Raw genomic sequence first — 12,433 nt, 5'->3', positions numbered from 1 at the left:
CTGTAGGGTCACCCCATGGACCTCGTCTCGCCCCAGTTTCCAGCCTCTGTCATCGGCCGGCTCGTCGATGAGTTGTCCTGGGAAGGCAGGAAAATCCGCAGGCTGAGGAACGGCGGCAGAGGGGATGAGAACGTCCTCACCGCCGAGGCCCTGCTGTTGCTCTCCTACCTTCCCCGGGAAGCTTTCCTCGGCGACGTCCTGGCAGCTTCCCATGGCGCAGAGCAGGTGCGGTCCCGGATTGGCGCTGGTTCGGAGCAAGCAACGCTGCAGATGTTCCCCACCGAGATCAAAATCCCAGGCACCAGCATCGGGGTGCAGGCCGATGCTGCGATCTGGCAGGAGCACTCGGCAGTGCTGGTTGAGGCAAAAGGTCCACGGGCAGGTGCGCAATTCCAGAAGACCCAGCTTGCACGGGAGTTCCTGGCCCTCATGGCAGATCCAAAGGAGCACAATCTCCTCCTGGTCATCCTGGGCTCCCCTCCCCCTGTCCGGATCCAGTCTTCAGGTCGCGTTGGGCTTTACGACGGCGTCGCCACAGGGCTCGAAGAGCTGTGCGCCCTCAGCGGACGACCGGCTGAGGACTATGAGCGCCTGCGCCAGTTGATTCCCGAGACAGTGAGCTGGATAACCTGGCAGGAAATAAGGGACGTCGTGGCGGCCACGGCCGCTGACTTCAGCTGCCCTGATCCCAGCGTCTCCAACACTGTTCAAAGACTCGCCGGGGACCTCGTGAACACCATCGACTGGCACTGCGGCGTCGGGACTCCAGTAAGCCCGAGCCCAGTAACCCAAGCATAGGTAGGCCCGTCAAGGACGCCCAACGAAGCCAAGCTCGCCCCTCGACGGATCATCTCGCGGGGATCAAGCCCGAGCGCCCGGAGATCGTTCTCGACCTTGCCACAAATTCAGTGCACGCTAAGGCATCCGATGTGGCCGTGAACGTAACGCCATATCTTGAGAGCCAGCTTTGGCCCACCGACACACCACGACCGCGAAGGCACTGCCAACAACGGGGCCAGTGAAAGCAGCCGCCACCCAACGATCGTATGTCAGGGGAAAAAGCGTGTAGTACGCATAAATGAGCGCGGCGGACACCAGCATAGCGACGATACCAGCAACGAGTGCCCGGGCTGTTGGGGGCATCACCTTCGGGAGCCGAAGCAGGACGGCCAGCACAGGAGCTGAAACGACCAGACCCAAGATCACCATGGTAGGTATCTCGAACAGGAAAAGATTAATCAAGATCCATGGAACGTAGGCGATACTAAAGCGCCCTATGTTGTAAGTAGCGCTGAGCCCCACAGCTCCACTTGTGCCAAGAATTGCGCCCAGGAGGAAAAGTCTCCAATTCAGGCTCCTGGAGCGCCACCAATTCTCCGGACGTCGCCTATCCGCCATAGTGCTCCACCTCTTCTAGTTTCACTTTAGTTTGCTCCAGGGGAGCTACGCTTCAGGGGATGTTGATGCCTGGTAGATGCTGGCGCCACGCCCCACTCACGATTCGGCTGAACGCCTCTGATTTTGTCTTGCTTATCCCAGCAGTTTGGAAGGGATGATGTCGACTTGGCGCCGAGTGAACGCGAAGCCTCCGCTGCCGTTGCCCGGGTAAAGCCAAAAGGCGCCAGCGCTGTCCTTGGCTATGACATCGCCGTAGCCCTCATAATCCAAACCGCCAGGAGCAACAAGCAAGTCCATGTCCTCCCAGCCCCACCCGATCTGAAGCYGGGCATTCCACCCTCCAAGCCCGTTGCCTGGGTAGAGCCACAGATTGCCCTGAATGTCGCTGTCCATGACGTCCCCTGCCCCATCGCCGCTGAAGTCGTGGCCGCTGAAGATGGACGTCATGATGTTCCATCCCCAACCAACCTGCGTCCTGCCCGGTACCCAGCCGCCGGTTCCGTCGCCGCGGTACCTCCAAAGGGCACCGGAACTGTCTCTGGCCAGGACGTCGGGCTCCCCGTCCCCATCCCAATCCCCAGGAGATGTCAGAGCCGTCATGACGTCCCATCCCCACCCGATTTGGGCGGTATACGGAGATCCGTACCCCTCCATCGACCCTCCACGTAGGTGCAGTCCGCCGTCGGCATTCCTAGACAGCCAGTCGGCGTAGCCATCACCGTCCCATCCCCGGGCAGAAGCAGGGCATCGGCGTCAGGGACCACCGTGTGGCCTGCCTCGAGCCGATTGCTTTCCCAAGTGGGTTTGCCCTCGTAGACCCACTGGTCCCCGTTGTCTTCAACGACCAGAAGGTCGGAATAGACGACACCGTTGTCCCACTAGATCTGGACGAAGTTGTGCCACGAGAAGTCATCGGCACGTGCAGGCGCTGCCGTTGCAGGAGCAGTTAGCAAGCAGACCAAGAGAGCGGCAATGGAAAAACTTTTGCGACGCACGGTACTCCCCCTCAAACCGATATCCCCACGCGTACGGCGGTTTCTTGACCTTATCCAGCAGCCAGATGCCAGGCAGTGGCCGGTGATTAACCGCGACCGGGCTTAGCATCGGATAGCTTTGTCTGTGGCATCTGTCTGTCCTTGCGCGTCGTTGGATCGGGACGTCCGGCAGAGACACTGAAGGGGGGCCCCGAATGGCCGCAAATGCGGGTGCTGAACTGCTCAGTGATCTTTACCTGGACGACAGCTATGTGCTGGACATTCAGGCCAGCCGCGGGCGGCTGGCCATCACTATGGAGTTCGCCCTCGCCCCGGAACGTCCCCCGTACTCTCCAGCCCTTCCCGGCGAGCAATACTGCTACCGCAAGGGAGTCTTGGTGTTCGAGGGAGTAACCGAGCTGAACTGGACCGGACAGCTCACTTCCAGGCCGTCGCGGGACCCTGACGGATCGATCGACTATGGCAACATTGACGCCCTTGTCATCGATGGGAATCACTACACCGTGGAAGGAGGCATGGGGAGAATCAACCTCCAAGCCGCAGCCATCAGGGTCGCCTTGGTCTCCGACGGCACAACCCGCACGCCGCCACAATAATGATGGCAAATACAAGTCAACAAAGCTTCGCCAGTCCCCGTACCCTTGGTAGGCAGTCATGAATTACATCCTCGTATTGCAATGGCCAGGTCGCACTGAGGCTGACTATGACGGACTTCTCGCCATGGAAGACCTTCTGCTAGCTGAACTCCCGGAAGCGCATGGACTGGTTGATGGGCACGATTTTGGGTCAGGCGAGATGAATATCTTCGTCCACACTGAACGACCGTTGGAAGCGTTCGCGGATGTGATGACGACGCTGGGTTCTCACGCACGATGGGCCGATGCCCGGGCAGCATACAGGAGCATTGACTCAGATGATTTTGTGATTCTGTGGCCAAAAAGCCTGGAACAATTTGAAGTGTCATGACGATGCAACGAAGTCTCTAGAGGCCGGCATTTGGGTCTGGTTCACAGCGGGCCGCGGACGTAGGTGCTGCCCGGGCGAGGCCCAACGACGGCGAAAGCAGAATTAGTGGGGAATCAGCAGGCGATCCATATTGTCTTGGTCCCCTCGGCGTCCCGGAAACAGGGAGGGAACTCGCATGAAGGCCCGGTACAGCAAAGCGACGGAGGATGCATTCTTCTCAACATTGGGTCCGTTCCATATCGGCTATTTACTCTTGGGGGGAGGGTTCCTTTTCCTTGCGATAGTCCAACCCAACCTGAACGATCCCGGCACCTATTGGGCTATTGGCCTAGGAGCACTTCTCATGATCGTCGGAGGCGTCCTAATCATAGGAAACGCAGGAAGACGATGGCTGCGAGTACGCCAATCAGTGAAGGAAGACCGCAGGCGCATCCAAGAGGGTCGACCTCTCGAACGAGAGGATCCACCAGAAGCAACGCCGGGCAACCAGGCGTAATATCGTCCTTTGGTATCGCCAACAACGCCCTCCACGAAAGTGGTAAACAATGATCGGTCCGATTCTGATGGGAGCCACGCTTATCGTCATGGGCGCTATGGGATATGCCGTATCAACCACGCTTGCAAGGTGGGGTGCAAACTGGCATTGGACGCTCCGAGACGAAGAAAAGCCCGCATATGCGAGTAGGAAGCGGCAAACGCTTAGAATCGGGGCGATCTGCTTCATAGCGCTGGGTGGTGCACTGATAGTCATGGGCCTTCTTACCGCCCTTGTGACCGGTCGCTGGGTGTGGAGTTTACTCGCCGTCTGATCATCGCCCACGATGTATATTGCACAGTGGCCGTGCGACTGCGACAAAATCACAAGGAGAAAAAACGATGGCGTCGGGAACAATATTTGGTCTGGCCTTGATAGGAGCCGGCGTACTAATGACGGCCCTCTCCACAGTCCTGACAGAAGCCGCTGCAAACACGCAATCCTACTTCCGACCCAACCTGGACAAGCCTGCTTTCAACGTCGAAACGTCAAGGTGCTGCGCGTCATGTTCGGCGCCTGGATTGTCCTGGGCATTATCTTAGCCCTCGTCGCTTGGATCTCAGGGCCGTGATGATCGGTCTGCAGCACCCTGGAGATCAAGCCAAGTCGGCAAGATGAGGATTTCGCCGGGAAGAAGCCATCCGGAGGCTATTCCGGGTAGCTCCTGCTCATATAAAGCTCCACGACTTTGCGGCTAACGGCTCCCCTCGACGCGACATGGATGCCGTTTTCTTTGGCCCAGGCCCGCACCTTCTCGTTCTCTGGTCGTTGAGGCTTTGTCTTCTTGGGCCCTTTCACGACGCGGGCAGCTGCAGCATACGGAGCAAGCGCTGAACGTAACTGCTCGTCATGGGCATCGTTGAGGTCGATTTCGTACGAAGTGCCCTCAACGGAGAAGGAAACCGTCTGCTGCGCTTCAGTTCCATCGAGATCGTCGTGCAGGGTAATTATTGTTTTCGTAGCCACCCTCCGACAGTACCTCGGGGAATAGCTGGTTTTGAAGCAATTATGCGTGAACTGCGGCCTTTAATTTTAGATGAGAAGAGACCATCTCCGCGAGCGCGATTTCCCTTACGGTTACAGTGTGTTCCAGCTCGCAATCCTTACGCGAAAAGCGTCAATAGATATTACGAGTAACGACGAAATCATTGAATTTACTCGGCGAATGCTCAACCCGTCCAGGGTTATGCCGCAGACTTTGCTTTTGACTACGTGCGACTCCCCTGCCCGTCCAAAGCTCCACCCAGCCCTGGCGAACAGGTTCAGTCCTGTTCGCTTCGATCCTGTCGCAGTGATCACGCCACCCCAACTCGACACTACTGCTCGGCGCAGCCCGTAAGGCACCGTCCGCTGGCAACTCCCAACCTTGGATGTTTATCGCCGGGCTACGAGGGGACAGCGTTCACTCAAGGCTGGTCCCGCATCTGGCCCGAAGATCCTCAGCGTGGGCACCCGCTGCATCGCTTTTGGTGGCAAACCTCGCGCAAATTCACGTCGAAGACACCCCCGATTGGGAGTACTCGGAATTCTCCCGCTATGACCTCGGCCAGGCCGTGGCATATATGAGCATCCAGGGACTCTCGCTGGGTCTGGACGCCCATCAGTTCAGGGCCTTCGACCGCGAAGCCGTGGCAAACGAATTCAGTGTGCCACTGCCTTGGGAGGTCACATCTATGACAGCATTCGGTGTCGCCGCGCACGCACCAGGGGCCCACAGCTCAACAGGCACCAACAGGGACCGCGCCAGCATCGACGACATCACATGGGCGCGGGAGCAGTAGCCCCATCAGCTGCTTCACCAGCGGCCAAGCTGCTAGTCGCTAGTCCCCGACGAGTCGACTATGTCGACATGGCAGGCTCACTCAGCAAGATCGATCGCGCCAATCAACGACCGGGAAATTACTGCGTACCCAGCGCCTGAAGTACCAGTTCGAATAATTCCTGTCGTGTCAAGGTATTCGTTTTACGCAGCCCGTTGGAGATGTGATTCTGAACAGTCCTAGGGCTGATTCTCAAATTCGCCCCAATGTCCGCGTCCGAATAATGGCCGGCAAGGGCAGCGATCTCCATCTCCCTGTCGGTCAACGACAAGGTGCGGGAGCTGACAAGTTCACCCGCGATTGCAGGTGGATATTGCCCCCCGGCCTCGAAGTCATCAGTACGTGCAACAATGCCCGCAGACTTCAGAACGTCGGGACTACTCGACGGCAATCCCCGGAGAGTATTACTGAGTGCACTGCGTAGTATCCGCCGATCCGTGAATCCTTCTGCCTGCGGAAGTACTCGCCAACTGTGGGAGGGCGGATGGCTACCTTGGGATCGGCTGTTTCGTTTTCGAGGTAAGTGAGAAACCCTCGTTGCTCAAGGCCGCGGAGCGAATGCTGGTCCACAACGCTTTGCAGTCTTGCCAGGTATATTGTGCCCGTGATGGCCAGGGCGTGGAGTGCCGTGATTTCGCCCGGACTCAGATCCACAAGCAACGACTCAACGGTGCCCCGAAGATGGGCATTCCACAAGGAACTGCCCGCGGCGCGCCACTTGCCCCTTGAGATTCTGAGTATGCCGCTAAGCGCCGCTGTTTCTGCCATGCGCTCGATGAGACGTGGATTGCCTGCCGATTCGGTGAGAAGCAGTAGAGCCGTCTCCGTTTCGAGGGGTGTCCCAGTACCTTCAGGGCCAGGGCTTGTACCTGCTCGAGCTGAAGGGACGGCAAGTGCAACAGCAGGTCACGGCCCTGGCTGAGAACGGCAGAGACGCCTTCAGAAAACGCCGGGGATTCTGCAGCCCTGAACACCAGCGGAACCTCGAACCTGAGCCGTATTGCCTCCAGGACGGCAAGTGACTCGTTATCGAGAAACTGGATATCGTCTGCAAGAAGTACGTCATTGCCCGAGCGGGCCAGCCTGAGAGCAAAGGCGTTGGTGCGGTCTACTACTCCGCCCCTTCCGGCCATGATCTCCAGATCGATCGGTATCAGGCCCGAGAACGGAATGGCCCGATGGGTCACAAGTCCGCAGACATGGTGGACATCGAATCCTGCGCTCTTCAATCTGGTCATGACGCCCCGCAGCACCGTCGTTTTGCCGCTGCCGGATACCCCCACAATCCGTATGCTGTAGCCAAGGCGGACGTAATTCACCGTTCTCCGAACAATATGCTCGAACACCCGCTAGCCTTCCACCCTCGATAACCCCAACTTGCCTCATTAATAGGTGTGCGAAGGTTGGCTAACGTGACGGCCTCCAGCAGTGGTGAAGGTAGCAGCGACAGTAGTGGTCGCTATGGGAAGCCCCTCCCGATGCCCCGATCAGGAGCACAGCTGTAGTCGCCCGAATCGGGTAAGACATCGAAATCGGACCGCTGGCGCTTCAGTGTGGCGAGCCCATCAGCGAATTGCAGTCCCCAAGAAAGACCGTGGCGTCAGTCGCTTTCGGCTGGCTCGTCCAAGGTGGCACGCAGTTTATACAGCCACTCCCCCGTCTCCACAGCAAATCCGGCCAGCATCTCGGTTTCCCGGATGCTGAGCATGTAGATTCCCAACCCTTCATGCCTGAGTTCATGGTCGAATGGGCGGCTGGAATTGTAGCGATTCCACACCTCACTCACCTCCATATAGTGCAGGTTGGCGCGTTCCCAACGGTGCCAGGCTGCTGCGAACGGCTCGATCATCATGCCAGGAGTATTGCAGATCGAAGAATTGGCTACATGCAACCTTCATGGGTGCATCCCCGAGTAAGGACCAGGTGCTGCGGTGGTTCCGATGAGGAGCTCTTTGGACAGTAATCTCTATACCGCGCCCAGCGAAGTACGGCCCGAAACTCTCCCATAACAGCGTCACATTGGTTTGGCGGTGAGGATGACCCGAAGGGTCGTGAAAGGCTATGTCCTCGTCGGATGCCTTCGTGGCAAGGACGAGGTGACCACCTGGGGCCAGACCAGATGGCGGCGGGTCGTCAGTAGTCACGTTGCGGATGGCCGGATTCACCGACAGCATCATGACTGTGTTCGGTCGGCCCAGAGCGTCCCGAACGCGTTTCATGTCTACCGTCCTGTGCACCGTTCCGCTCAATCCCCATCTGGAGCGGATGTAGTCCACGAACGGATGATAAATGAGCCCGGTAACCTGCTGGCCACTGACTTGGTAGGCTCCGGCCCGTACCAGATCCGAAGTAAGCTCCGCCGCAGTCGCCGCACCTGGCGGGAGGATCATACGGAGACAGGCAACTCCGCATGTATGCCATGCCCAAAACCCATAGTCCCGAGCTCTAGTCCATCCCGAATTTCTCCAATTCGGATCCTCCGTGGTTTCCAGACGGCCTTCCAAGAATTCGGTGACGAGCTCTGAGGATTCGAACTGCGAAATGTAGCGTAGATGCGCGCTCATGGACTGTTCCTGGGGCTTGAAGGAGAAATGGTGCAGGTTGCAAGTTCGAAGTGCCTGGCTAACTTGGCGGTTAGCGCAACGCAGTGATCAAAGTGAGCACCTGGCCATTTCCTTCGAAAGAATGCCTCACACACGGCTTCTATTGGCCACATGTCAGTCCGTCGGTACTCCCTGGCTTTTCCTAATCCGTTTCTGGGCCTTCGCAGTAGTGGCATCCCACTTCACAGCCATCCTGGGCAGCCACAGATCGTTGGGGAGCAGGTCTGGAACTCTGATGATGTGAAGGGACAGCGCTGCCGCCTTGGGCATTTCGGTCAGGAACCCGCCGTACTTTTCGGAAGGGGCTTGGGGTGCCACTCGGGATCGTAGCTGTCATTGGGCATTCCTTTGCAGATTGGTCGTCGTGGGCTGGCCATAGCGTCCGGAAATCGTGCCCTTCTCTTGTCAGAACCTCTGAATCCCGCCGTAGCTGAGGATGCGGAAAGGGCCGGCCGTCGGAAGCATGGCTTCGGAGACGCGGGTGAGTCAGTTCGGGTGAGGCGGTGAGGATTGGTGAGTTCGTCGTGGAATTCGAAACCCATCTTGCTTAGTCGGATCGCGGTGCCACGCGGGTGCCGACTCGGAGCCATTTCACGGTTCCTGAGGCGTCCCTCAGGAACTCCACACGCTCACCATCTTGGGTCTTCATGACATCGTCAGAGATCGGTCTCAAGAGTCCCCCATTGCTTGCCACCTCTGAGAACGAAGGTTCCATGCCAGAGAGCCAATCCCGTTTAATGCGGGTGTTCAGATGCAATCCTTCCGGGGTCAGTGTGACGCTATGACGCTCACAGTCACCGTCAAATGCACCGGCGCGTTCGCTGATATCGGCAGCCGTGAGTGCAGACACCGACCGCACTGAATCAGCATGCATCCCCAAGTACCGCTCCACCACCCATCGCCAGGTTCGTTCCGCCAGTTCGGCACCCGTCGTGGCGTTGGTCAGGATGGCCATGGCGAACCCTTCCGAGGGAAGCATCCTGGAAAAGGAGGGCTGACCATGGGCCCCGCCACCGTGCCCAACGATTGGAGTCAGACCTGTTTGGCCTAGACGCCATGTCAGGCCTATCCAGGGACTACCAAGCCGGAATTCCTCGTCGTCGAGCGCCGGAGCGGCCATCAGGGCCCTTGATTGCCGGCTAAGCACGTGACTCTTCGGCTCGACCTGACCAAGGTGGAACAGCAGGAAGGTCATGAGGTCCTGCACCGTGCAAATGACACCCCCCGCGGCGTTTGTTGACCGGGGCATCGCCCATGGCCTAGTTATACGCATGCCTCGACCAACGGGCGCATGGCCGACGGAATACTTTGATGTGATCACCTCGTGCGCGAAGAAAGTCGCGGAGTCCAAACCCAATGGTTCGAAGATCCTGCGGCGCATGACGACCTCGAAGGGGAGCCGTTCGATCACTTCGAGGATGCGTCCAAGAACGTAGAAGCCGGTGTTGTTATAGGAGAACATCTTGCCCAGCGGGTGAATCTGTTCCAGCCCGGCCATTCCGGCAACCATCTTTTCCAGCGCGTCCTCCCCTCCGCCATGGTCATCGAACCTGTCAGCTCCCGCCCACCCGACTGAATGTGTCATTAAATGGCGTACTGTCACGGTGGCGGCGACGTGGGAATCTGCGACGGTAAAGCCAGGGAGGTAGCGCTGAACTGGAGCGTCCAGCTCGATCTTCCCCTGCTCGACCAAAGACATGATGGCCGTTCCGACCATCGGTTTGGTGATCGATCCGATCTGGAAAAGCGTGTCCACTTCAACCGGTAATGGCGCGAGGGCATTCGTGATCCCTAGTCCAGCACTAGCTACCGCTCCATCGTGGGCAAGCGCAATGGCCACACCGGGTACAGAGAGCTCAGCCATCTCCTGACGAACGAAGGCCAACAACTCACCGTCCAGTTCCTTCGTCGGTGCGGATTGGGCAGTCCTCCGGTCCCTTGTGACCTGGAATGGTGTGGCACGGACTGCCCTCCCAGTGCCTGTTTTGGGAGGCGTTTCGCCAGAAAGGTCTTTGATCACTTCTTCGTGTCCTTTCAGACGTTCTCTTGTTGTGCCAGTTCGTGGATTGTCAGCGGTGTTAGTTCCCCTGCGAAATGGCATGCACTGGGGTGTGGGGAGCCAGGACGGGCTACGAGGGCGGGCACGTCTTGGGCGCAGATGTCCTGTGCTTTCCAGCATCTCGTGCGGAAGGCACAGCCGGACGGCTTGGAGGTTGCGCCTGGTATTTCTCCGGCCAGAACGATTCGTTCGCGGGTTCCGTGCTGCGGGACGTCGGGTGCTGCGACGGCCGAGATCAGAGCTTGGGTGTAGGGGTGGCTTGCATGGCTGTAAATGTCGTTCTCCGAGCCATTTTCGACAATTTTTCCCAGATACATGACGGCGACTCGGTCCGAAACGTGACGGACGATGGATAGGTCGTGCGAGATGAAGATGTAGGAGAGGTTGAATTCTTTTTGAAGGCTGGCAAGGAGATTGACCACTTGGGCTTGGACCGAGACGTCGAGGGCTGAGACGGGCTCGTCGCAGATAATCACTTCCGGCTTCAGTGCCAGTGCACGGGCAATGCCGATGCGCTGCCGTTGTCCGCCGGAGAATTGGTGTGGATACCGGTTCAGGTGATCCGGGTTCAGGCCTACAACGTCCAGTAGGTCCCTCACCGTGGCCTTGCGTTTGTTCCTGTCGACGACTTCCGTGTGAATCTCAAAGGGTTCAGCAACGATCTCCCCGACGGTCATACGTGGGTTGAGCGAGGCGTAGGGGTCCTGCATGACGATCTGGATTCTGCGCCGCATTCGGCGAAGGTCACCCCTACGGAGGTCGTAGAGGTTTTGACCGTCCAGCAGAACCTCACCGGAGGTGGGTCGGTCAAGGGCCATCAGCAGCCGGGCCAAGGTTGATTTGCCGCAACCTGACTCACCCACAAGACCCAGTGTTTCGCCTCTGCCAAGGGTGAGGCTGACCTCGTCGACTGCTTTGACCACGGTGGTTGTCCGTTTAAACATGCCMCGTGTGACGGGATAGTGTCTGACGATGTTGCGGACTTCCAAGATCGGCGCGGCTGCGGTGCTGGTCGATGGCATGAGCCTTGTGGCGTCGTTTTTATTTTGAGGCATCGAGAAGAACTTCCTCCCAGAAGTGGCAGCCCGAGGTCCGGCCGCCCGAGATGGACACCAAGGGTGGCTCTTCGACGCGGCAAATCTCCCGGGCGCGCGGGCAGCGGGGATTAAACGCGCAGCCGCTCGGCGCGTTTGCCGGGCTTGGGGGCGTCCCTGGTATTGATTTGAGCATGCTGCCCTTGTCTTGGGCTGTGGGGGTGGAGGCCAGTAGCCCCTCCGTGTACGGGTGCGCCGGCGCCTTGTAGAGGGCATCTGCCGGGGAAGATTCCACGACCCGTCCGGCGTACATTACCACGATTTGGTCGGCGACCTCAGCGGCGACGTTGAGGTCGTGGGTGATGAGCATCAGACCCATGTGGTGCTCGCGTTGCAAATCGACCAGGAGCTTCATGATCTGCGCTTGGACAGTGACATCCAGGGCCGTCGTCGGTTCGTCCGCGATCAACAGCGCAGGGTCCATGGCCAAGGCCATGGCGATCATAATCCTCTGCCTCATACCTCCCGAGAATTGGTGCGGGTAATCGTGGTACCGCTGGGCAGGACTGGGGATCCGCACTCGATCCATCAACTCCAGTACCCGCTGATATGCATCGTCCCGGCTGAGTTCTGAGTGTTCCTGGATGACCTCCTGTATTTGCTTGCCCACCTTTTGGACGGGGTTGAGTGCGGAGAGCGCATCCTGGAAGATCATGGCGATCTTCTTTCCCCTGTACTTGCGTCTCTCGTTGGGTGGGAGAGTCAGCAGATCGACGCCTTCAAAGTACATCTGGCCTGATGTAATTTTGGCGCCGCTGCTGCCAAGAAGACCCATGATCGCCAGTGAGGTGACGCTCTTCCCGGACCCGGATTCGCCAAGAACAACGACCGTTTCGTCTGCTTTGATGGTCAGTGAAAGATCCTTCACGATGTGAACGGCCCGCTTCCGGATGAAGAAGTCTACGCGAAGGTCTTTGACGGAGAGCAGCTCTGTTGCGCTCTTTTCGGGGGCGATGGTCATGG

General features: G+C 58.5%; 14 protein-coding genes. 4 read left to right on the top strand and 10 right to left on the bottom strand.

All coding sequences use genetic code 11. From position 1 onward, the window contains the following. The first annotated feature begins 15 nt into the window (after positions 1-15). Complete coding sequence (locus AB4Y87_RS20005) at positions 16-798, top strand: hypothetical protein (protein WP_442006026.1); 783 nt, start codon at positions 16-18, stop codon at positions 796-798. A gap of 732 nt (positions 799-1,530) precedes the next feature. Here AB4Y87_RS20005 and AB4Y87_RS20000 read toward each other — a convergent pair. After that, entirely contained in the window at positions 1,531-1,998 is a 468-nt protein-coding gene (locus AB4Y87_RS20000; protein ID WP_442006025.1) for an FG-GAP repeat domain-containing protein, read from the bottom strand. Between the two features lie 589 nt (positions 1,999-2,587). Between AB4Y87_RS20000 and AB4Y87_RS19995 the strand changes: the two genes are divergently transcribed. Then, positions 2,588-2,989, top strand: coding sequence for a hypothetical protein (locus AB4Y87_RS19995; protein ID WP_442006024.1), 402 nt, complete (start codon positions 2,588-2,590; stop codon positions 2,987-2,989). Positions 2,990-3,047: 58 nt separating this feature from the next. Continuing rightward, positions 3,048-3,359: a hypothetical protein gene (locus AB4Y87_RS19990; RefSeq protein ID WP_442006023.1), complete on the top strand. Its 312-nt coding sequence runs from the start codon at positions 3,048-3,050 to the stop codon at positions 3,357-3,359. A gap of 1,183 nt (positions 3,360-4,542) precedes the next feature. Here AB4Y87_RS19990 and AB4Y87_RS19985 read toward each other — a convergent pair. Beyond that, positions 4,543-4,860, bottom strand: coding sequence for a histone-like nucleoid-structuring protein Lsr2 (locus tag AB4Y87_RS19985; protein WP_442006022.1), 318 nt, complete (start codon positions 4,858-4,860; stop codon positions 4,543-4,545). 404 nt (positions 4,861-5,264) lie between these two features. On the opposite strand from AB4Y87_RS19985, the gene AB4Y87_RS19980 reads away from it, so the two are divergent. Then, positions 5,265-5,675: a hypothetical protein gene (locus tag AB4Y87_RS19980; RefSeq protein ID WP_442006021.1), complete on the top strand. Its 411-nt coding sequence runs from the start codon at positions 5,265-5,267 to the stop codon at positions 5,673-5,675. A 118-nt stretch (positions 5,676-5,793) separates the two neighbouring features. Here the strand turns inward: AB4Y87_RS19980 and AB4Y87_RS19975 are convergent, their stop codons facing one another. From AB4Y87_RS19975 to AB4Y87_RS19940, 8 genes are all read right to left on the bottom strand, one after another. Beyond that, complete coding sequence (locus AB4Y87_RS19975; RefSeq protein WP_442006060.1) at positions 5,794-5,979, bottom strand: response regulator transcription factor; 186 nt, start codon at positions 5,977-5,979, stop codon at positions 5,794-5,796. Between the two features lie 98 nt (positions 5,980-6,077). Then, a complete protein-coding gene (locus AB4Y87_RS19970; protein WP_442006020.1) occupies positions 6,078-6,368 on the bottom strand; it encodes a hypothetical protein in 291 nt (96 codons plus the stop codon). Further along, complete coding sequence (locus AB4Y87_RS19965) at positions 6,359-7,033, bottom strand: ATP-binding protein (RefSeq protein WP_442006019.1); 675 nt, start codon at positions 7,031-7,033, stop codon at positions 6,359-6,361. The genes AB4Y87_RS19970 and AB4Y87_RS19965 overlap by 10 nt, the downstream gene beginning before the upstream one ends. A 281-nt stretch (positions 7,034-7,314) precedes the next feature. After that, on the bottom strand, positions 7,315-7,566 hold the full coding sequence (locus tag AB4Y87_RS19960; protein WP_442006018.1) for a hypothetical protein: 252 nt from the start codon (positions 7,564-7,566) through the stop codon (positions 7,315-7,317). An 865-nt stretch (positions 7,567-8,431) separates the two neighbouring features. Then, positions 8,432-8,635: a hypothetical protein gene (locus AB4Y87_RS19955; protein ID WP_442006017.1), complete on the bottom strand. Its 204-nt coding sequence runs from the start codon at positions 8,633-8,635 to the stop codon at positions 8,432-8,434. 229 nt (positions 8,636-8,864) lie between these two features. Then, complete coding sequence (locus AB4Y87_RS19950; protein ID WP_442006016.1) at positions 8,865-10,337, bottom strand: serine hydrolase domain-containing protein; 1,473 nt, start codon at positions 10,335-10,337, stop codon at positions 8,865-8,867. Between the two features lie 14 nt (positions 10,338-10,351). Then, entirely contained in the window at positions 10,352-11,398 is a 1,047-nt protein-coding gene (locus AB4Y87_RS19945; protein ID WP_442006059.1) for an ABC transporter ATP-binding protein, read from the bottom strand. A 19-nt stretch (positions 11,399-11,417) separates the two neighbouring features. Beyond that, positions 11,418-12,431: an ABC transporter ATP-binding protein gene (locus AB4Y87_RS19940; RefSeq protein ID WP_442006015.1), complete on the bottom strand. Its 1,014-nt coding sequence runs from the start codon at positions 12,429-12,431 to the stop codon at positions 11,418-11,420. Between the last annotated feature and the right edge of the window lie 2 nt (positions 12,432-12,433).

It is taken from the genome of Paenarthrobacter sp. RAF54_2, from assembly GCF_052113945.1.
Classification (GTDB): domain Bacteria; phylum Actinomycetota; class Actinomycetes; order Actinomycetales; family Micrococcaceae; genus Arthrobacter.
The sequence above is the reverse complement of the archived record's forward strand: the minus strand, read 5'-3'. Positions and strand labels throughout refer to the sequence as shown.

Bases quoted from the DNA above. Each gene is read 5' to 3' on its own strand.
- AB4Y87_RS20005 (WP_442006026.1), top strand. From the start codon at position 16: ATGGACCTCGTCTCGCCCCAGTTTCCAGCCTCTGTCATCGGCCGGCTC.
- AB4Y87_RS19995 (WP_442006024.1), top strand. From the start codon at position 2,588: ATGGCCGCAAATGCGGGTGCTGAACTGCTCAGTGATCTTTACCTGGAC.
- AB4Y87_RS19990 (WP_442006023.1), top strand. From the start codon at position 3,048: ATGAATTACATCCTCGTATTGCAATGGCCAGGTCGCACTGAGGCTGAC.
- AB4Y87_RS19980 (WP_442006021.1), top strand. From the start codon at position 5,265: ATGTTTATCGCCGGGCTACGAGGGGACAGCGTTCACTCAAGGCTGGTC.
- AB4Y87_RS19960 (WP_442006018.1), bottom strand. From the start codon at position 7,566: ATGATGATCGAGCCGTTCGCAGCAGCCTGGCACCGTTGGGAACGCGCC.
- AB4Y87_RS19940 (WP_442006015.1), bottom strand. From the start codon at position 12,431: ATGACCATCGCCCCCGAAAAGAGCGCAACAGAGCTGCTCTCCGTCAAA.